General features: G+C 64.4%; 18 protein-coding genes and 1 pseudogene. 10 read left to right on the top strand and 9 right to left on the bottom strand.

Going from position 1 to position 17,424, the window contains the following annotated elements; all coding sequences use genetic code 11:
- Positions 1–9: 9 nt before the first annotated feature.
- From MOE34_RS21965 to MOE34_RS21955, 3 genes and pseudogenes are all read right to left on the bottom strand, one after another.
- A pseudogene (locus MOE34_RS21965) lies at positions 10–943 on the bottom strand (IS110 family transposase).
- A gap of 310 nt (positions 944–1,253) precedes the next feature.
- Positions 1,254–1,646 carry a YybH family protein gene (locus MOE34_RS21960; protein WP_242224739.1) on the bottom strand — a complete coding sequence of 131 codons (393 nt, stop codon included), beginning with the start codon at positions 1,644–1,646 and terminating at the stop codon, positions 1,254–1,256.
- A 13-nt stretch (positions 1,647–1,659) separates the two neighbouring features.
- Positions 1,660–2,286, bottom strand: a complete 627-nt coding sequence (locus MOE34_RS21955; protein ID WP_242224738.1) for a TetR/AcrR family transcriptional regulator — start codon at positions 2,284–2,286, stop codon at positions 1,660–1,662.
- A gap of 128 nt (positions 2,287–2,414) precedes the next feature.
- Here MOE34_RS21955 and MOE34_RS21950 point away from each other — a divergent pair, with 128 nt between their 5' ends.
- The 8 genes from MOE34_RS21950 (at position 2,415) to MOE34_RS21910 (ending at position 10,629) form a co-directional block, all read left to right on the top strand.
- On the top strand, positions 2,415–3,488 hold the full coding sequence (locus tag MOE34_RS21950) for an ABC transporter substrate-binding protein (protein ID WP_242224737.1): 1,074 nt from the start codon (positions 2,415–2,417) through the stop codon (positions 3,486–3,488).
- Positions 3,489–3,696: 208 nt separating this feature from the next.
- Entirely contained in the window at positions 3,697–4,560 is an 864-nt protein-coding gene (locus tag MOE34_RS21945; protein ID WP_242224736.1) for an ABC transporter permease, read from the top strand.
- Between the two features lie 3 nt (positions 4,561–4,563).
- The gene (locus MOE34_RS21940; RefSeq protein WP_242224735.1) at positions 4,564–5,352 is read left to right on the top strand and encodes an ABC transporter permease; all 789 of its coding nucleotides are present in this window, start codon (positions 4,564–4,566) and stop codon (positions 5,350–5,352) included.
- Positions 5,349–6,434 carry an ABC transporter ATP-binding protein gene (locus tag MOE34_RS25530; RefSeq protein WP_347342768.1) on the top strand — a complete coding sequence of 362 codons (1,086 nt, stop codon included), beginning with the start codon at positions 5,349–5,351 and terminating at the stop codon, positions 6,432–6,434. The genes MOE34_RS21940 and MOE34_RS25530 overlap by 4 nt, the downstream gene beginning before the upstream one ends.
- 5 nt (positions 6,435–6,439) lie before the next feature.
- On the top strand, positions 6,440–7,168 hold the full coding sequence (locus tag MOE34_RS21925) for an MBL fold metallo-hydrolase (RefSeq protein WP_242224733.1): 729 nt from the start codon (positions 6,440–6,442) through the stop codon (positions 7,166–7,168).
- A 12-nt stretch (positions 7,169–7,180) separates the two neighbouring features.
- A complete protein-coding gene (locus MOE34_RS21920) occupies positions 7,181–8,614 on the top strand; it encodes an aldehyde dehydrogenase family protein (protein WP_242224730.1) in 1,434 nt (477 codons plus the stop codon).
- Positions 8,615–8,761: 147 nt separating this feature from the next.
- Positions 8,762–9,640 carry a DMT family transporter gene (locus MOE34_RS21915; protein ID WP_242224728.1) on the top strand — a complete coding sequence of 293 codons (879 nt, stop codon included), beginning with the start codon at positions 8,762–8,764 and terminating at the stop codon, positions 9,638–9,640.
- 80 nt (positions 9,641–9,720) lie between these two features.
- A complete protein-coding gene (locus MOE34_RS21910) occupies positions 9,721–10,629 on the top strand; it encodes a DMT family transporter (protein ID WP_242224726.1) in 909 nt (302 codons plus the stop codon).
- Here MOE34_RS21910 and MOE34_RS21905 read toward each other — a convergent pair.
- Both MOE34_RS21905 and MOE34_RS21900 read right to left on the bottom strand, forming a co-directional pair.
- Positions 10,622–11,017, bottom strand: a complete 396-nt coding sequence (locus MOE34_RS21905) for a VOC family protein (RefSeq protein ID WP_242224724.1) — start codon at positions 11,015–11,017, stop codon at positions 10,622–10,624. The two genes, MOE34_RS21910 and MOE34_RS21905, sit on opposite strands and share 8 nt — an antisense overlap.
- 63 nt (positions 11,018–11,080) lie before the next feature.
- Entirely contained in the window at positions 11,081–11,896 is an 816-nt protein-coding gene (locus MOE34_RS21900; protein ID WP_242224723.1) for a MerR family transcriptional regulator, read from the bottom strand.
- 204 nt (positions 11,897–12,100) lie between these two features.
- On the opposite strand from MOE34_RS21900, the gene MOE34_RS21895 reads away from it, so the two are divergent.
- Positions 12,101–13,378, top strand: coding sequence for a 4-aminobutyrate--2-oxoglutarate transaminase (locus MOE34_RS21895; protein ID WP_242224721.1), 1,278 nt, complete (start codon positions 12,101–12,103; stop codon positions 13,376–13,378).
- A 92-nt stretch (positions 13,379–13,470) separates the two neighbouring features.
- On the top strand, positions 13,471–14,952 hold the full coding sequence (locus MOE34_RS21890) for an NAD-dependent succinate-semialdehyde dehydrogenase (RefSeq protein ID WP_242224719.1): 1,482 nt from the start codon (positions 13,471–13,473) through the stop codon (positions 14,950–14,952).
- A gap of 36 nt (positions 14,953–14,988) precedes the next feature.
- On the opposite strand, the gene MOE34_RS21885 is transcribed toward MOE34_RS21890, so the two are convergent.
- From MOE34_RS21885 to MOE34_RS21870, 4 genes are read right to left on the bottom strand one after another with little or no spacing between them, the layout of a single operon-like run.
- Positions 14,989–15,384 (bottom strand): type II toxin-antitoxin system VapC family toxin, encoded by a 396-nt coding sequence (locus MOE34_RS21885; protein WP_242224717.1) that lies wholly within the window; start codon positions 15,382–15,384, stop codon positions 14,989–14,991.
- Positions 15,384–15,623 (bottom strand): type II toxin-antitoxin system VapB family antitoxin, encoded by a 240-nt coding sequence (locus MOE34_RS21880; RefSeq protein WP_242224716.1) that lies wholly within the window; start codon positions 15,621–15,623, stop codon positions 15,384–15,386. The genes MOE34_RS21885 and MOE34_RS21880 overlap by 1 nt, the downstream gene beginning before the upstream one ends.
- 57 nt (positions 15,624–15,680) lie before the next feature.
- Positions 15,681–16,325 (bottom strand): maleylacetoacetate isomerase, encoded by a 645-nt coding sequence (gene maiA / locus MOE34_RS21875; RefSeq protein ID WP_242224714.1) that lies wholly within the window; start codon positions 16,323–16,325, stop codon positions 15,681–15,683.
- A gap of 4 nt (positions 16,326–16,329) precedes the next feature.
- Positions 16,330–17,346 carry a fumarylacetoacetate hydrolase family protein gene (locus MOE34_RS21870; protein WP_242224712.1) on the bottom strand — a complete coding sequence of 339 codons (1,017 nt, stop codon included), beginning with the start codon at positions 17,344–17,346 and terminating at the stop codon, positions 16,330–16,332.
- Positions 17,347–17,424 lie beyond the last annotated feature (78 nt).

Here is a 17,424-nt window from a genome sequence, read left to right as displayed (position 1 = left end):
CCGTGTTGTTCAAGGCAGGTTTTGGGCCCATTTTCGGCCATCCCTGAGCAGTGCGTTTGCGAGCACCACGAGCCTTCGCATGATGGCTGTGATGGCGACCTTTGGAGCTTTACCGACGGCGATGAGCTGGTCGTATTTCACCTTGAGATTGGGATTGAAGCGCATGGCGACGAGAGCCGGCATGTAGAGCGCCTGACGGACATTGGCGCGGCCGCCACGGATGAAGGCGCGGCCGGTCCATCGTCCTGATTGGCGGGCAACGGGAGCCAGTCCGGCAAGTGAGGCCGCCTGACCGTTTTCGAGGGTGCCGAGTTCGGGCATGTCGATGATCAGCGCGAAGGCGGTGATCGTCGAGACGCCCGGGATAGAGACGAGGATGTCGAAGCGGCGCGCGAGACCGGGATCGGACTTGATCAAGGCCTTGATCTCGGCTTCGATCGCGGCCATCTGGCGCTCGATCTGCCTGAGTTGCTCGGCGTTGTGGCGCTTGAGGATGACAAGGGCGAGCGTCTTTGCCCTGTTCTTTGCCGCCGTGCGGTTTTTCACCAGTGCCTCGCGCGCCATGTGCAGGTCCTTGAGATCGTTGAGGATCGGGCTGCGCACCGGCCGCGCTTCAAGGTCGAGCAGCGGGCCCATGCGGGCCAGCATGGCGGCGTCGAGACGGTCGGTCTTGGCGAGCCTGCCGGTGGCTTCTGCAAATCGCCTGGCCTGTCGCGGGTTGACCTTGACGAGGGCGAAGCCCGCCTCCGCCAGTCTGCGCTCGAAGGCTCGGTGATAGGGACCGGTCGGCTCGTAGGCTGGGCGCACCGCATCGGCCCGCCCAGCCTACGAACGCCCGGTGCCCGGCCTTGTCGTTGGCGAAGCGGCGGCTTTCGCCGTCGCTCATGCGGTGGGCGTCGAGATGATCTTTCGAGATGTCGACGCCGATGGTATCATTGGTCATCTTTCGCTTGTCCTGTGCTTGTCGTCCGCAGCCTGGCTGCAGGTATCCGTTCAGGCCTCAAGGGAAAGACGAGGGCGATCAAACTCTAGCTCGACCCGTCAAACGGTCAGCATTTCACCGATCCGACCCTCGCCGCCGACGAGAGGGCTGCGACCCTCTCCCGGCGCTCACTTCTTGCCTGCTCGGCACAGAAAATCATAAGACAAGCATTTGCAGCCGAAGCGGGACCGCTTCGGCGTCGGGTAATGCGATAAAAACAAAAATCTTGAGCATTATCCGGTGAATTCCGGTTCACCGGAAATGCTCAAGGTCAGGCCGCCGCCGAAAGATGCTCGTGCACGGCGAGCCAGCGGCCGGCGGGGTCGCGGGCGAAGACGATGGTTTCACGCTCGTTGTTGGTCAGCCTCTCGCCACCCATCGAAAGCTCGGTCTCGACGGCGTGGGTGAAGATGGCGACGTCGCCGAGGAGCTGGACGCGGCGGTCCGCCGAGCGGCAGGCGTGGATGCGGAAGCCGTCGCGTTCCTCCCAGAGCGCCCATTCGGCCTCATAGGCGGCGCGGCCGTCCAGCGGGCGGTCGAGATTGTAGAAGAGGAAGGTCGCCTGCGGCGCGAAGGCAGCGAAATAGGCGTCGCGGTCGTGCCTGGCGAAGGCGGCGACCAGGGCATCGGCGGCGGAGAGGACGGCGGCTTGCGTGTCGGTCATGCGTTTTCCGAAGTCATACGATCTTGACGGTGCTGATGAGGGCGGCGATGGGCGCATGCTGGGCCTCGACGCGCGCCTTCAATTCCTCGAGCGACATGGCGTCCACCTTGCAGAACTCGATGAACATCATGTTGAGGTTGTTGAAGAAGACCTCGCCCATGGCCTTGGCGTCCACCCCCGCATGGACGACGCCGCGTGCCTGCAATGTTTCGACGAGCCGCACGACCTGGGCGCAAAGCTGGCCGTCCAGCTCGGTATAGCGGCGGGAAAGCGGGGTTTCGGGCTGCTGGATGGAGATCGCCATCGCCGTGCGCCACATCTCCTTCGAGAGATAGACGAGGGAATGGTCGTAATATTGTTCAATCAGCGTCTGCAGGGCCTCGGCGACATTGAGCGGGGGACTTGCCACGATCCGCGCGCCGCCCTCCAGCACCTCCGTCACCTCCATCGCGACGGTGGCGACAAGGATATCGCCTTTGTTCTGGTAATAGTTGTAGAGTGTGCCGACGGAGACCTCCGCCATCTCCGCGATGTCCTCGATACGGGCGCTGTCATAGCCCTGCTCGCGGAACAGGGTGGCCGCGGCATCGAGGATGCGGCGCGTCTTGTCCGCCTTCTGTTTCGCCCGCAATCCGGCCATGGGAACCTCCACTGAATCTCTTCAAAAATGAGATTGACTTAAAAAATGAACTCGTTCAATCTTTTTCTCAAGGCGCCGCAACGAGCGCCACCAGCAAGGCCAAGCGCCTTCAGCCAGAGGGAAAGACGATGACGAAAACCGTTTCCGGCGGCTTCGCCCGCCACATGCTTCTTGCCACCGCAGCCACCATTGCCCTTTCGCCTGCCGCGATGGCGCAGGACGAGCTGAACGCCCTCGTCTGGTGCGACCACACCGACCCGGCGCTGGTCGAGCCGTTCGAGAAGGCCAACAACGTCAAGGTGAACCTCAAGGAATACGAGGGCACGGGTGCGGCGATCTCGATCATCGAGCAGTCCCGTCCCGGCGACTGGGACGTGCTGGTCATCGACGCGGTCGACGTGCCGCGCGCCATCGACATGGACATCCTCGGCGAAATGCCGGCTGACAAGCTGCCGCTCGGCGACCTCTTCCCCGAGGTCCGCATGGACGAGACGACCACCCGCGACGGCAAGGTCTACGCCGTCACGGAGAAGTTCGGCTACAACACGCTTTCCTACGACAAGACGAAGGTCGATCCGGCCGACATGGAAGACCTCTCGGTCATGTGGTCTGACAAGTACAAGGGCCGTATCGCGCTCTATGACTACTACCTTCCGATGGTCGGCCTGACGGGCGTCGCCATCGGCAAGAAGACCGCCGACCTCACGCAGGACGACCTGCCGGCCATCAAGGAAAAGCTCTTCGAGATGAAGAAGGTCTCCCGCCAGGTGAGCGACGTCGTCGCTTCGCAGACGGCGCTGGCGACCGGCGAGGTGGATATCGTCGCCGGCGGCGGCGAGTGGCTGACGGCCGGGCTTTCGGCGGAAAAGCCGAATCTCGACTGGACGATCCCCAAGCAGGGCGCGCTGCGCTGGGCACAGTCGATCGGCGTGTTCAAGAATTCCGAGAAGCAGGATCTGGCGCTGAAATTCGTGCAGTATATCGTCAGCCCCGAGGGACAGGCGCGGCTTGCGACATCCTCGTGCTACTGGGCCATGCCGGCGAACGCCAAGGCCGGCGAGCACCTCACCGACCAGCAGAAGACGGCGTTACGCTGGGACAAGCAGCCGGAATACCTGAAGAATTCGCAGCTCTATCCGGTGGCGGATGCCGACATGGACGCGGCGATGCAGGATATCTGGACGGAAATGCTGCAGCAGTAAGGGCACCACGCACACATATTGCTCACAAGGCTGCCCCTCACCCTAACCCTCTCCCCGCAAGCGGGGAGAGGGGACTTGCCCCACGCATCGTTGGAGGGTTGAGAAAAACGGCACGGCATATCATCTTCTCCCCGCTTGCGGGGAGAAGGTGGCCGGCAGGCCGGATGAGGGGCAGGCGCTGGCGTAAAGCGCAAACGGAGACCCGCCCATGACCGCAACAGCCCTCGAACGCGCGGAGCGCCGCAAGGCATGGGCTTTTGCCCTGCCGGGGCTGCTCTGGACAGCGCTGTTCTTCCTCGTGCCCTTCGCCTACATGGTGGCGATCAGCTTCTGGACGCGGCAGGGGCGCGAGATCGTCGCGATCTGGACGCTCGACAATTACGTCGCCTTCTTCGCGAAGGCGCATTTCTTCAAGGGGCTGGTGGTCTCGCTGGAGATCACGGCGACCGTCACCGTCATCTCCGTGCTGCTCGCCTATCCGCTCGCCTGGATCATCGCCGAGCGGGTGCCGAAGAAATGGCAGCGCTTCGCCCTCGTCATGGCGATCCTGCCCTTCTGGACCTCCTATGTGGTGCGCTCCTATTCCTGGCTGCTGGTGCTCTCCAAGGGCGGTGTCGTCAACCAGGCGCTGCTCTCAATCGGCATCATCACCGAACCGCTGGAGCTTTCGGCAAACCGCACCGGCACCGTGATCGGCTTCGTGCATTTCTTCGTCATGCTGCTGACGCTGACGATCTACGCCAACCTCATCCAGCTTTCGCCGAACTACCGCCGCGCGGCGGCGGACCTCGGGGCGAACGCCTTCCAGACCTTCTGGCATGTCGTACTGCCGCTGACGCTGCCGGGCATCATGGTCGGCGCGTTCCTGACCTTCGTGCTGTGCATCGGCGACTACATCACGCCGCAGATCCTCGGCGGCAACAACGAGTTGGTGCTGCCGCAGGTCATCATGCTGCAGCTCGGGCGGCGAGCGGACTTCCCGATGGCGGCAGCGCTCTCGCTGGTGCTGATGGTAGTCGTCACGCTCGCCTACATCGCCTGCGCGCGCTGGCTGAAGATGGAAAGGACCTGATCCATGCGACACCTTTCCACTGCGCTCGCCGCGCTCTATGCCGGCCTCATCTATCTCTTCATCTTCCTGCCCGTCGTGGTGCTGGTGCTCTTCTCCTTCCAGGACGGCACCTTGCCCGTGCCACCGCTGAACGGGCTGACGCTGCGCTGGTACGAAGCGGTCTTCTCCGATGGCAAGCTGATGGCCGCGCTCGGCAATTCGCTGCTGGTGGCGGTAATTTCCTCGGCCGTCGCCTGCATCCTCGGCTTCCTCGCCGCCTATGCCTTCGCGCGCTACACGCTGCCGGCCTCCGCGCTTCTGCGCGGCCTCATCGTCGCGCCGATGACGGTCAGCACGCTGATCATCGGCCTCGGCCTCCTCTCCATGCTGAACGTGACGGGCATGCGGCTTTCGCTCGTGACGGTCGGCATCGGCCATGTGGTGATCAACCTGCCGCTCTGCTTCGCCATCATCTACGCCTCGATGGGCGGGCATCAGGTGAACATCGAGCGGGCGGCGCGCGACCTCGGGGCGAAGGACTGGCAGGTCATGCTGCTCGTCACCGCGCCCATGCTGCTGCCGTCGATCCTTGCCGCCTTCTTCCTCTCCGTCACCTTCAGCTGGGACGAGTTCATCGTCGCCTTCCTGCTGTCGCGCTTCGACGTGACGCTGCCGGTCGAGATCTGGAGCATGCTGCGCTCCGGCCTCGACCCCAAGACCAACGCCATCGGCAGCGTCGTCTTCCTCATCTCCGTCGTGTTCCTCATCCTCATGGAACTGACGGTCTTCAGAAAAACCGGGAAATCCTCATGACCGCCGACGTTTCCATCAAGAACGCCACCAAGGACTTCGGCGCGTTCCGGGCGCTCGACGATGTCTCGCTCGATATCGCGGCCGGCGAGTTCATCGTGCTGCTCGGCCCGTCGGGCTGCGGCAAGACCACGCTGCTCTCCATCCTCGGCGGCTTCATCGAGCCGACGTCCGGCACGATCGCCATCGGCGGGCGCGACATGACATATGTCTCGCCCGCCAAGCGGCCGACCACCACCATGTTCCAGGACTATGCGCTCTTCCCGCATATGTGCCTGCGCGACAATGTCGGCTTCGGCCTTCGCATGCGCGGCATGGGTAAGGCGGAGCGCTACGAAAAGGCCTTCTCCTATCTCGATCTCGTCGGCCTGAGGGCATCATCCGCCAAGAAGCCGCATGAGCTTTCGGGTGGCCAGCGCCAGCGCGTGGCGCTGGCCCGCGCTCTGGCGGTCGATCCAGACGTGCTGCTGCTCGACGAGCCGCTCGGCGCGCTGGACCTGAAGCTGCGCCGGCAGATGCAGGACGAATTGAAGGCGATCCAGAAGCGCGTCGGCACGACCTTCGTGCATGTCACCCACGACCAGGAGGAGGCGATGGCGATCGCCGACCGCATCGTCGTGATGAACAAGGGCCACATCGAGGATGTCGGCACGCCGGCCTCGATCTACATGCGCCCGCGCTCGCTGTTTTCCGCCGGCTTCATGGGCGAGGCCAATTTCCTGCCGGCGAAGGTCGTGCGCACCGCCGCCGGCGAAGCCGAACTGGAGACCCCGCTTGGCCGCGCTGTCCTGCCGGCCTCCACCTTCGTTTCCGGCCTCCCCATTGCCGGAAGCGATGTGACGCTCTGCATTCGCCCGGAGCATTTCCGCTCGGCAAATGCCGATGTGCCCACCCTCTCGCTCGGCCACGGCCGCATCACCGGCAGCGCCTTCTTCGGCACGCATCATCGCTGCCATGTCGCGGCCAACGGCGCGACGCTTACCGCCCATCTGCCGCAGACCGAAACGCCGGAAGTCGGCGCCGAGCTTGACCTTCGGCTGAAGGCGGATAGCATCGTCGTGCTTCAGGACGGGGCGGGAGTTTAGGATCGATGCGGCGCATCCGGCCGGAGGATTGGTACAGCGTTCGTCGCCTCGATGACGACGTGACCTATATCTGCGAACCCTACATCCAGGAATTCTATCGCTGCAACGTCTGGCACATCCGCGGGCGCGACCGCGACATGCTGGTCGATAGCGGCATGGGCGTCGTCTCGCTCAGGCAATGGGTGCCGCTCGTCACGGAACGCGACCTGATCGCGGTGGCGAGCCATACGCATTTCGACCATATCGGCTGCCACCACGAATTCGAGTGCCGCGCGGTGCATTCGGCCGAGGCCGACCTTCTCGCCAATCCGACGCGGGAGAACACGCTGGCCGACCCTTACGTCACCGACGAGATCTTCGACGCGCTGCCGCCCGAGCCCTATTGCTCGAAATGCTACGCCGTGAAGAAGGCGCCCGCGACGCGCATCCTCGAGGATGGCGACATGATCGATCTCGGCGACCGCCAGTTCGAGGTCATCCACACGCCGGGCCACTCCCCAGGGGGTATTGCACTCTACGAGAAGGCAACCGAAATTCTCTTCTCGGGCGACATCGTCTACGATGGCCCGCTGATCGAGGACACCTACCATTCCGACCTGACGGACTATATCGCCTCGATGGAACGGCTCCTGACCCTGCCGATGCGGCTGGTGCATGGCGGCCATTTTCCAAGCTTCGGCGGGGAACGCTATCGCCAGCTCATAAGGGGCTGGCTCGACGAAAAACAGAAGTGACGGGAGAAAAGCATGCTCGACAAGCGCAAATTCTACATCGACGGCCAGTGGGTCGATCCGCTGAAGCCCAATGACCTCCAGGTCATCAACCCGGCGACGGAAAAGCCGGTCGCGGTCATCACCATGGGCACCGCCGCCGATATCGACCGCGCCGTCGCCGCCGCCAAGAAGGCTTTTGCGACCTACAGCCAGACCAGCGTGGACGAGCGCCTCGCTCTGCTCGAAAAGCTGCTGGAGATCTACAAGCGTCGCTATGACGAGATGGCCCGCACCATCACGCTCGAACTCGGCGCGCCGATCAGCATGAGCACCGAGCAGCAGGCGGATGTCGGCGTCGGCCACCTCCAGGGCTTCATCGATGCGCTGAAGCGCCTCAAGAGCCGCGAAGTGCTGCCGAACGGCGACGTCGTGCGCCGCGAGCCCATCGGCGTATGCGGCCTCATCACGCCCTGGAACTGGCCGATCAACCAGATCGCGCTGAAGGTGGTTCCGGCGCTGGCGACGGGCTCGACCTGCGTGCTGAAGCCCTCCGAATTCACGCCGCTCAACGCCATGCTCTATGCCGAGATGGTGCATGAGGCCGGCTTCCCGGCGGGCACGTTCAACCTCGTCAACGGCGACGGCATCGAATGCGGCGCGGCGCTTTCCAAGCACAAGGACGTCGACATGATGTCCTTCACCGGTTCCACCCGCGCCGGCATCGCCGTCAGCAAGGATGCGGCCGAGACGGTTAAGCGCGTGACGCTGGAACTGGGCGGCAAGTCGCCGAACCTCGTCTTCGCCGATGCGGACCTCGAGGACCGCGTTTCCGGCACCATCCGCGAATGCTTCAACAATTCCGGCCAGTCCTGCGACGCGCCGACCCGCATGCTCGTCGAGCGCTCGGTCTATGACAAGGTGGTCGAGATCGCCGAGCGCACCGGCAAGGAAGCCACCGTCGGCAACCCGGAAGAGGAAGGCGGCCATATCGGTCCGCTCGTCTCGCACATCCAGTTCGGCCGCGTGCAGGCGCTGATCGAGGCGGGCGTTGCCGAAGGCGCGCGGCTTCTCGTCGGCGGCCCGGGCAAGCCGGATGGCTTCGAGACCGGCTATTTCGTCAAGCCGACGATCTTCGCGGACGTCAACAACAACATGCGCATCGCGCGTGAAGAAGTGTTCGGCCCGGTTCTCGCGATCATTCCCTTCGACACGGAAGAGGAAGCCATCGCGATCGCCAACGACACCGCCTATGGCCTTGCCGCCTATGTGCAGACGGGCAATCCGGACCGCGCCGAGCGCGTCGCCGCCCGCCTTCGCGCCGGCATGGTGCACATCAATGGCGGCCCGCACCGCTACGGCAGCCCCTTCGGCGGCTTCAAGCAGTCCGGCAACGGCCGCGAGGGCGGCATGTTCGGCCTCGAGGACTTCCTTGAAGTGAAGACGGTGCACCGGCCGGACGCGGCCTGAGAAATCCTCCGGATTTGAAGGCGGCGCTCGAAAGGGCGCCGCTTTTGCTTTCGCCCGAAAGATTCCGCCTAATTTAGCACCCTCCATCTGGTTCAATCCGGCCCGGTCTGATAGCCCGGCGGCACCCTCCCCATTCGGACTGCCGTCGTGTCGTCACTTGCCGCCTCCCGCCATAATCGCCTTGCCCTGATCGCCCTTCTCGTCGGAGGCGCCGCCATCGGCGGATCGCCGATCTTCGTGCGGCTTTCCGAAGTGGGGCCGATGGCGACGGCGTTCTGGCGCGTTGCGCTGGCGCTCATGCCGTTCTTCCTGATCTCGCGCGTGACGAAACAGGCGGACGAGACGCCCGCCGGCCTCCGCGACTACTTTTTCCTGGCGCTGCCCGGCGCATTCCTCGCCGTCGATCTTGCGACCTGGCACCTCTCGCTCACCATGACCTCCGTCGCCAATGCGACGCTGCTGGCTAATCTGGCGCCCGTCTTCGTGACGCTCGGCTCGTGGCTCATCTTCCGCACGCGCATCACCCCGGTCTTCCTGACGGGGCTGGCGCTGGCGCTCCTCGGCGTGATCGTGCTGAAGGGCGGGCCGGCGGCCATCGGCGGCGGGCAGCTTGCGGGCGATGCGACGGCCATCGTCGCGGCGATCTTCTATGCTTGCTACATGCTGTCGCTCGGCCATGTGCGCTCGCGCTTCTCCACCCTGCGCATCATGGTCTGGACGACCTTGTCCGCCACTATCTGGGTGCTGCCGCTCGCCCTGTTCTTCGAGAGCGGGATCGTACCTGTCACGCTCTTTGGCTGGGCCATGGTGCTGGGGCTCGCCTTCATCAGCCATGTCGGCGGCCAGGGGCTCGTCACCTACGCCCTCGCCTACCTGCCGACGGCCTTTTCATCCCTGACGCTGCTCCTCCAGCCCGTCGTCGCCGCCATTCTCGCCTGGATCCTGCTGTCGGAGCCCATCGGCCTCATGCAGGCGGTCGGCGGCCTGATCGTGCTGGCCGGCATCCTCGTCGCCCGGCGCGGCTGATCGAGCCATCAAAATTGCTGACTGGATCGGCCGGGTGGAATGTGCCAAAGCCCTGCGATCCCCAGATCCGAGTTTCCTCCATGACCGATATCGCCGCTTCCTCGCCCGCTTCCGGCTCCGCCCGCCTCGGCGTGCTGCTGATGCTGCTCGGCATGGTGATGTTCTCGCTGAACGACGTGCTCGGCAAATGGCTGGTCGCGACCTATTCCGTCGGCCAGCTCATGCTGATCCGCAGCTTTGCCGCGCTCGTGGTCCTGACGCCCTTCTTCTGGCGCATGGGATGGCGGCGGCTGATCGACGTGGAGCGCCCGAAACTCCACGTCCTGCGCGCGGCCCTCTTCGCCGTTGAAGCCTCCGGCTTCTACTTCGCCGTCGCCTACATGCCGCTCGCCGATGCCATGACCTATTGGCTCGCGGCCCCGATCTATGTCGCGGCGCTGTCGTCCGTCATGCTCGGGGAAAAGGTCGGCTGGCGGCGCTGGACAGCCATCATCGTCGGTTTCGTCGGCGTGCTGATCGCGCTTTCGCCCTCGAAGGAGACCTTCACCCTGCCGGCCCTGATCGCGCTCGCCGGCAGCATGGCCTTCGGCCTCGCCATGGTGCTCGGCCGTTCGCTGCGCGCGACGCCCGACACGACGCTGGTCTTCTGGCAGATCGCCGGCGCCGGCATCTTCGCCGCCGTCATGTGCCTTGCCGATCCCGCCGGCTGGGCGCCGGTGAGCGGCGTCGACTTTGGCCTTCTCAGCCTGCTCGGCATCGTGGCAATGAGCGCGCACATGCTGGTCAACCGCTCGCTGAAGCTGGCGGATGCCGCGACCGTCGTACCGCTGCAATACACGCTGCTGCTCTGGGCGGTCGTCTTCGGCTGGATGTTCTTCGGCGACATGCCGCGCCCGGCCATGCTGGTCGGCGCGGGCTTCATCGTCGCCTCCGGCCTCTTCATCTTCTTCCGCGAACAGCAGCTGAAGCGGCGCGCGCCTTCTACCTGAAGCGGCCGTGGCGTTGCAGGACCTCGATCTTGTAGCCGTCCGGATCCGTAACGAAGAAGAAGCGGGCAAGGAGGCCGCCGTCACGATTGAACTCGACGATCTTGCCAACCGCCAGGCCAAGCTCGCTCATGCGGGCGTGCTCGGCGTCGAGATCGCCGACCGAGACCGCGAAATGACCGTAGCCGTCGCCTAATTGGTAGGGCTCGGTGCGGCCCTTGTTGACTGTCAGCTCCAGCTCGAACTCGCTTTCCGCATTGCTGAGATAGATGAGCGTGAAGGTCTCGAAATCGAGCCTTTCCGCGACCGCAAGACCAAACGCCTTGCCGTAGAAGTCCACGGACCTGCCCTCATCCAGCACGCGGATCATGGAATGGATGGATTTCGCCATGGCTTTCTCCTGCTCTTTCAATGAATTGCAGCCAGAAACCCCATGGCCGGCACCGCGTCAAGCTCAGAAGGTCGGCGGCGTGTTGATCCAGATCAGCACCGTCTCGCTGTCGTGGCGGTTGCGCCAGGCATGCCCCCGGCAGCTTTCGAAATAGAGGCTGTCGCCGGGACCGAGGTCGTGGAATTCGTGGCCGTCGAGCACGATCTCGATGCGGCCAGCGAGCACATGGACGAACTCCTCGCCGTCGTGCTGGTAGGCGCCGTCGCTCGATGCGCCCGGGGCGAGCACGAAGCGGTGGCAATCCATCATGTTGCGTCCGTCCGCCAGCACCTGCACGGTGACGCCCGGCGAGGTTTCCGGCCACAGCTTCCATTCTCCCGCCCGGACGATGGAACGGTTGTCCTGCTCCTCCTCGCCCGACAGCTTCGAGACGGTCGTGCCGTAGTAGTCGGCAAGGTCATGCAGCACGCGGAAGGTCACACCCTGCGAGGTGCGCTCGAAGGTGGAGAGAACGGAGGTGGCGATGCCGATATCGCCGGCGACCTGCTCCAGCGTCTTGCCCGCGGCATGACGCAGGCTGCGCAGCTTGCGCCCGACGCCCTGCGGCGCGTCGCCCTCGAAGGAGCCGGTATCCGTGGCCGGCTCCTCGGCTTCCAGCGCCTCACGGATGGCGGCGGGGTTGAGGCCACGCTCGGTGCGGTACCAGGCGATGCGCTTCACCCGCGTGACGTCCTCGGCGCTGTATTGCCGATGGCCGGTATCCGAGCGGCCGGGCACGACGAGGCCCTGCGCCTCCCAGAGCCTGAGCGTGGAGGCCGAAACGCCGGCAAGCCGCGCGGCTTCCGCCACCTTGTAATGCACCGGCTCCTCGGAACCCATCGCGCCAAATCCCTGATTCTGTAGTATCGTTCTATAGCATTCCCGCAGCGTGCGTGGCGGCTTGAAAAATCCGTCATGAGCGCGCTGTAAAATGCCGTTGCATTCTTGCAGAAAAAATGTAGGAATTCCACTTGAGACTTGCAGAAAAAATGTAAGTTAATGCAATTTCGACGAAACGAAGCCTCCAGATCCAGGAATAGCGCCATGACCGCCACGCCTCTGACAGACCGCAAGAACGCCGCCATTTCCCGCGGCGTCGGCATGACCACGCAGATTTACGCCGACCGTGCGGAGAATGCCGAGATCTGGGACAAGGAAGGCAATCGCTATATCGATTTCGCCGCTGGCATCGCCGTGGTCAATACCGGCCACCGCCATCCGCGCGTCATCGAGGCCGTCAAGAAGCAGCTCGACCGCTTCACCCACACCTGCCATCAGGTCGTGCCTTACGAGAACTATGTCGAGCTGGCCGAGCGCCTGAACGCCATCACCCCCGGCAACTTCGCCAAGAAGACGATCTTCGTCACGACCGGCGCGGAAGCCGTCGAGAACGCCGTGAAGATCGCCCGCGCCGCCACCGGCCGCCAGGCCGTCATCGCCTTTTCGGGCGGCTTCCACGGCCGCACCTTCATGGGCATGGCGCTGACCGGCAAGGTCGTGCCCTACAAGGTCGGTTTCGGCGCCATGCCGGCCGACGTCTTCCATGCGCCCTTCCCGGTCGAGATGCACGGCACGACGGTTGAGCAGTCGCTGGGCGTGCTGAAGAAGCTCTTCGCCGCCGATGTCGACCCGAACCGCGTCGCGGCGATCATCGTCGAGCCCGTGCAGGGCGAAGGCGGCTTCTATCCGGTTCCGGCCAGCTTCATGAAGGCGCTGCGCGAGATCTGCGACCAGCACGGCATCCTGCTCATCGCCGACGAAGTGCAGACCGGCTTTGCGCGCACCGGCAAGATGTTCGCCATGGAGCATTACGGCATCGCGGCCGACATCACGACCATGGCCAAGGGCCTCGGTGGCGGCTTCCCCATCGCGGCCGTGACCGGCCGTGCGGAAATCATGGATGCCCCCGGCCCCGGCGGCCTCGGCGGCACCTATGCCGGCAGCCCGATCGGCGTTGCCGCGGCCCATGCCGTTCTCGACGTCATCAAGGACGAGGACCTGTGCGGCCGCGCTGAAAATCTCGGCGCGCGCCTGAAGCAGCGCCTTGCCTCGCTGCAGGACAAGGTGCCGGAGATCGTCGACATCCGCGGCCCGGGCTTCATGAACGCCGTCGAATTCAACGACGTCGCCACGAAGCAGCCGAGCGCCGACTTCGCCAACAAGGTGCGCCTGAAAGCCCTCGAAAAGGGCCTGATCCTGCTCACCTGCGGCGTGCACGGCAACGTCATCCGCTTCCTCGCGCCGATCACCATCCAGGACGAGGTTTTTGCCGAGGCGCTCGACATTCTCGAAGCCGCCATGGTCGAGGCCCGCGCCGCCTGAGCGCAGCCGAAACCTGAACCACATCCTCCCAAGGCGACACCCGGGGCATAGCTCCGGGTGATTGGCCTTCCGTGTCCAAAAGGAACGAAACCATGGCCCTCCATGATGCTCTCACGAGGCACCTGAAGTCGACCGATCTCCTGCGCGATGCCGGCTATGTCAACGGCAACTGGATCGGCGGCAACGGCGCCGCGACCTTCGACGTCCTCAATCCCTCGACCGGCGAAAAGCTGGCGACGCTGCCGGAAATGGGCGCGAGCGAAACGGCCGCCGCCATCGACGCCGCCTATGCGGTCCAGCCGCTCTGGGCCGCCCGCCCGGCCAAGGACCGCTCCGTACTGCTGCGCAAGTGGTACGACCTCATCATCGCCAACGCCGATGAACTCGCCGCCATCCTCACCGCCGAAATGGGCAAGCCGCTGGCCGAAGCCAAGGGCGAGATTCTCTATGCCGCCTCCTATATCGAGTGGTACGCGGAAGAGGCCAAGCGCATCAACGGCGAGACGATCCCCGCCCCCTCCGCCGACAAGCGCATGCTCGTCATCAAGCAGCCGGTCGGCGTCGTCGGCACGATCACGCCCTGGAACTTCCCGGCGGCGATGATCGCGCGCAAGACTGCCCCGGCGCTCGCCGTCGGCTGCACGGTGGTCTCCAAGCCGGCCGAGCAGACGCCGCTTTCGGCCATCGCCCTCGCCGTGCTGGCGGAAAAGGCCGGCATTCCGGCCGGCGCCTTCAACATCATCCTCGGCACCGATGGTCCCGCCATCGGCAAGGAGTTGTGCTTCAATCCGAAGGTGCGGAAAATCTCCTTCACCGGCTCCACGGAAGTCGGCCGCATCCTGATGCGCCAGTGCTCCGACCAGATCAAGAAGGTGAGCCTGGAGCTTGGCGGCAACGCACCCTTCATCGTCTTCGACGACGCGAACCTCGACGCCGCCGTCGAAGGCGCGATGGCCTCGAAGTACCGCAATGCCGGCCAGACCTGCGTGTGCGCCAACCGGCTCTACGTGCAGTCGAACGTCTATGACGCCTTTGCCGAGAAGCTGGCGAAGAAGGTTGCCGAGCTTTCGGTCGGCGACGGCTTCGACAAGGGCACGACCATCGGCCCGCTGATCGAGGAAGCCGCCATCGACAAGGTCGAGGCCCATATCGCCGATGCCGTTTCCAAGGGCGCGACGGTCATTGCCGGCGGCAGGCGTATCGAGGGCAAGGGCACCTTCTTCGAGCCGACCGTGCTGAAGGGCGTTGCCCGCGGCATGACGGTGGCGAAGGAAGAGACCTTCGGCCCCGTCGCCCCGCTCTTCCGCTTCGACACGGTCGAGGACGTGATAGAGCAGGCCAACGACACCGAATTCGGCCTTGCCGCCTACTTCTTCGCCGGCGATCTCAAGAAGGTCTGGAAGGTCGCGGAAGCGCTGGAATACGGCATGGTCGGCGTCAATACAGGCCTCATCTCCTCCGAAGCCGCCCCCTTCGGCGGCATCAAGCAGTCCGGCCTCGGCCGCGAAGGCTCCGCCCACGGCGCGGACGACTATCTGGAATTGAAATACGTCTGCATGGGCGACGTCGCCTGACATATCCCGGATCGCCCCACCTCAGTGGGGCGATCTCTATGCAGCTTCGATATCCGTTTTGGAGAAGTCGTCGCCTTTGTAGAGCAGCGGCATGTTGAGATGCCGGGCGCAGGCATAGGCGAAACAGTCACCGAAGTTGAGGCCTGCAGGATGACGCCCCTTGCCGAAGCGTTGATAGGCATCGACGGCAGCGGCCGTCATTGCCGGCTCGATCGTAGCCACCGTAACATCGAAGGGACGAATATAGGCCTGCACCTCACGCAGGGCTGCTTGCGGCTCAAGTCCGAAAATCCTGCTGTAAGCGATAGACGCCTCCCAAAGCGCCATCGGCGACGTCACCCTCGTATCAACGCTCATCAAACGCGCGGACAGTATCGTCGCATCGCTTTCATCCGCCATCATGGCGACGATGGTCGAGGCATCGATAAACATCAGTCTTCGTAAAGGCCATCGATGAAGGCCTTATCGGCCTTGAGACCCGTCGGAGAGTACTTTTGATTCAACGCTCGGGTCATGGCAACGGCCTTCTCCACCAAGGTCGGCTCGCTTTCAACCCGCTCGAGTTCATGCGCCAATGCCTGTCGCACCGCCTCGGTCTTGCTGACCTTGCGCAGAGTGGAAAGCCGGTCGGCGAGCCTGTCGACTTCCTGATCCTTTACATAGAGCGGCATGGTATATCCCTTTATGGCTAGGGGTATATATAGCACGCTGTATCCGGCTTTCAAAGCTCAGGCCACCTTCACCGTCTCCGGATGCGCCGCCTTGAAGGCCGGCAATTCCAGGCAGGTTTCCGCGATGCGACGCACCCGCTCCAGGCCGGATATGTCCACGCCCCAGCGGTTGGCGTTGTAGACCTGCGGGACGAGGCAGAAGTCGGCCATGGTGGGGGTATCGCCGTGGCAGAAAGTGCCGGTGGCTGGATTTTCGAGCAGGGTTTCGACGGCGGCGAGGCCTTCGCCGATGAATTTCTTCATCCAGTTGGAACGGACCTCGTCTCCGCCGCCGGTGATATCCATGACGTGGCCGACGATGCCCGTGTTGCAGACGGCGTGGATTTCCATGGCGATGGCGTAGGAGAGCGTGCGAACGCGCTGCCGCCCGAGCGGGTCGGCAGGGAGGAAACGCGCCTCAGGGCGCGTTTCCGAGAGGTATTCGATGATCGCGAGGGATTGCGTCAACGTCTGGCCGTCGATCACCAGCGCCGGGACGAGGCCCTGCGGATTGCGGGCGCGGTGTTCGGGCGCGCGCTGCTCACCGGCCAGAAGGTCCACGGAGACCCGCCGGTAGGCGAGGCCGAGGCTTTCGAGCGCGATGCGCACGCGGTAGCTGGCGGAGGAGCGCCAGTAGTCGTAGAGCACGATCTCCTCGCTCATCGGGTCAGTCCTTTTCGTAGCGCGTCACGGTCTGCTCGATGGCGCCGAAGATGGAATGGCCGGACTTGTCCTTCATCTCGATGCGCACGATGTCGCCGAACTTCATGAAGGGCGTCTTCGGGGCAGCGGTCGAGAGCGTCTCGATGGTGCGCACCTCGGCGATGCAGGAATAGCCTGCGCCGCCTTCGGAGACCGGCTTGCCAGGGCCGCCGTCCAGCTTGTTGGAAACCGTGCCGGAACCGATGATCGAGCCGGCGACGAGCGGGCGGGTTTTTGCGGCGTGAGCGACGAGCTGGCCGAAATCGAACGTCATGTCGACGCCGGCATCCGCCTTTCCGAAGGCCTTGCCGTTGAGCGAGACGAGAAGCGGAAGGTGCAGCTTGCCGCCGTCCCAGGCATCGCCCAGTTCATCCGGCGTGACGGCGACGGGGGAGAAGGCGGAGGAGGGTTTCGACTGGAAGAAGCCGAAGCCCTTGGCGAGTTCCCCCGGAATGAGGCCACGCAGCGAGACGTCATTGACGAGCATGACGAGGCGGATCGCATCGCGCGCCTCTTCCACGCTTGCGCCCATCGGCACGTCGTCGACGACGACGGCGATCTCGCCTTCCATGTCGATACCCCATGCCTCGTCAGACGCCAGGATCGGGTCGCGCGGGCCGAGGAAACTGTCGGAGCCGCCCTGGTACATCAGCGGATCGGTCCAGAAGCTCTCCGGCATCTCGGCATTGCGCGCCTTGCGCACCAGTTCGACGTGATTGACATAGGCCGAGCCATCCGCCCACTGGTAGGCGCGCGGCAGCGGGGAGGTCGCGTCGTGCTCGTGGAAGCGGGCGGTCGGCTGCGAGCCGGTTTCCAACCCTTCGGCGACCCGTTCCAGCCGCGGCGCGACATGCGCCCAGTCGTCCAGCGCCGCCTGCAGGCTGCGGGCGATATGGCCCACTTCCGAGCAGCGCGTCAGGTCGCGCGAGACGACGACCAGACGGCCGTCGCGGGTGGAATCCTTCAGTGTCGCAAGTTTCATGCGTATCGCTCCCGATCTTGTTTCCGGCCGGCGGATCGTGTCATCTTCCGGCCGCCTGTCTCCACCCGCATGCGCCGC

This window comes from Shinella zoogloeoides, from assembly GCF_022682305.1.
In the GTDB taxonomy this organism is placed as follows: domain Bacteria; phylum Pseudomonadota; class Alphaproteobacteria; order Rhizobiales; family Rhizobiaceae; genus Shinella; species Shinella zoogloeoides_B.
The sequence above is the reverse complement of the archived record's forward strand: the minus strand, read 5'-3'. Positions and strand labels throughout refer to the sequence as shown.

Bases quoted from the DNA above. Each gene is read 5' to 3' on its own strand.
- MOE34_RS21955 (WP_242224738.1), bottom strand. From the start codon at position 2,286: ATGGCCGGATTGCGGGCGAAACAGAAGGCGGACAAGACGCGCCGCATC.
- MOE34_RS21880 (WP_242224716.1), bottom strand. From the start codon at position 15,623: ATGCCGCTCTATGTAAAGGATCAGGAAGTCGACAGGCTCGCCGACCGG.
- MOE34_RS21960 (WP_242224739.1), bottom strand. From the start codon at position 1,646: ATGACCGACACGCAAGCCGCCGTCCTCTCCGCCGCCGATGCCCTGGTC.
- MOE34_RS21900 (WP_242224723.1), bottom strand. From the start codon at position 11,896: ATGGGTTCCGAGGAGCCGGTGCATTACAAGGTGGCGGAAGCCGCGCGG.
- MOE34_RS21920 (WP_242224730.1), top strand. From the start codon at position 7,181: ATGCTCGACAAGCGCAAATTCTACATCGACGGCCAGTGGGTCGATCCG.
- MOE34_RS21885 (WP_242224717.1), bottom strand. From the start codon at position 15,384: ATGTTTATCGATGCCTCGACCATCGTCGCCATGATGGCGGATGAAAGC.
- MOE34_RS21890 (WP_242224719.1), top strand. From the start codon at position 13,471: ATGGCCCTCCATGATGCTCTCACGAGGCACCTGAAGTCGACCGATCTC.
- MOE34_RS21945 (WP_242224736.1), top strand. From the start codon at position 3,697: ATGACCGCAACAGCCCTCGAACGCGCGGAGCGCCGCAAGGCATGGGCT.
- MOE34_RS21950 (WP_242224737.1), top strand. From the start codon at position 2,415: ATGACGAAAACCGTTTCCGGCGGCTTCGCCCGCCACATGCTTCTTGCC.
- MOE34_RS25530 (WP_347342768.1), top strand. From the start codon at position 5,349: ATGACCGCCGACGTTTCCATCAAGAACGCCACCAAGGACTTCGGCGCG.
- MOE34_RS21870 (WP_242224712.1), bottom strand. From the start codon at position 17,346: ATGAAACTTGCGACACTGAAGGATTCCACCCGCGACGGCCGTCTGGTC.
- MOE34_RS21905 (WP_242224724.1), bottom strand. From the start codon at position 11,017: ATGGCGAAATCCATCCATTCCATGATCCGCGTGCTGGATGAGGGCAGG.
- MOE34_RS21925 (WP_242224733.1), top strand. From the start codon at position 6,440: ATGCGGCGCATCCGGCCGGAGGATTGGTACAGCGTTCGTCGCCTCGAT.
- MOE34_RS21910 (WP_242224726.1), top strand. From the start codon at position 9,721: ATGACCGATATCGCCGCTTCCTCGCCCGCTTCCGGCTCCGCCCGCCTC.
- MOE34_RS21895 (WP_242224721.1), top strand. From the start codon at position 12,101: ATGACCGCCACGCCTCTGACAGACCGCAAGAACGCCGCCATTTCCCGC.
- maiA (WP_242224714.1), bottom strand. From the start codon at position 16,325: ATGAGCGAGGAGATCGTGCTCTACGACTACTGGCGCTCCTCCGCCAGC.
- MOE34_RS21940 (WP_242224735.1), top strand. From the start codon at position 4,564: ATGCGACACCTTTCCACTGCGCTCGCCGCGCTCTATGCCGGCCTCATC.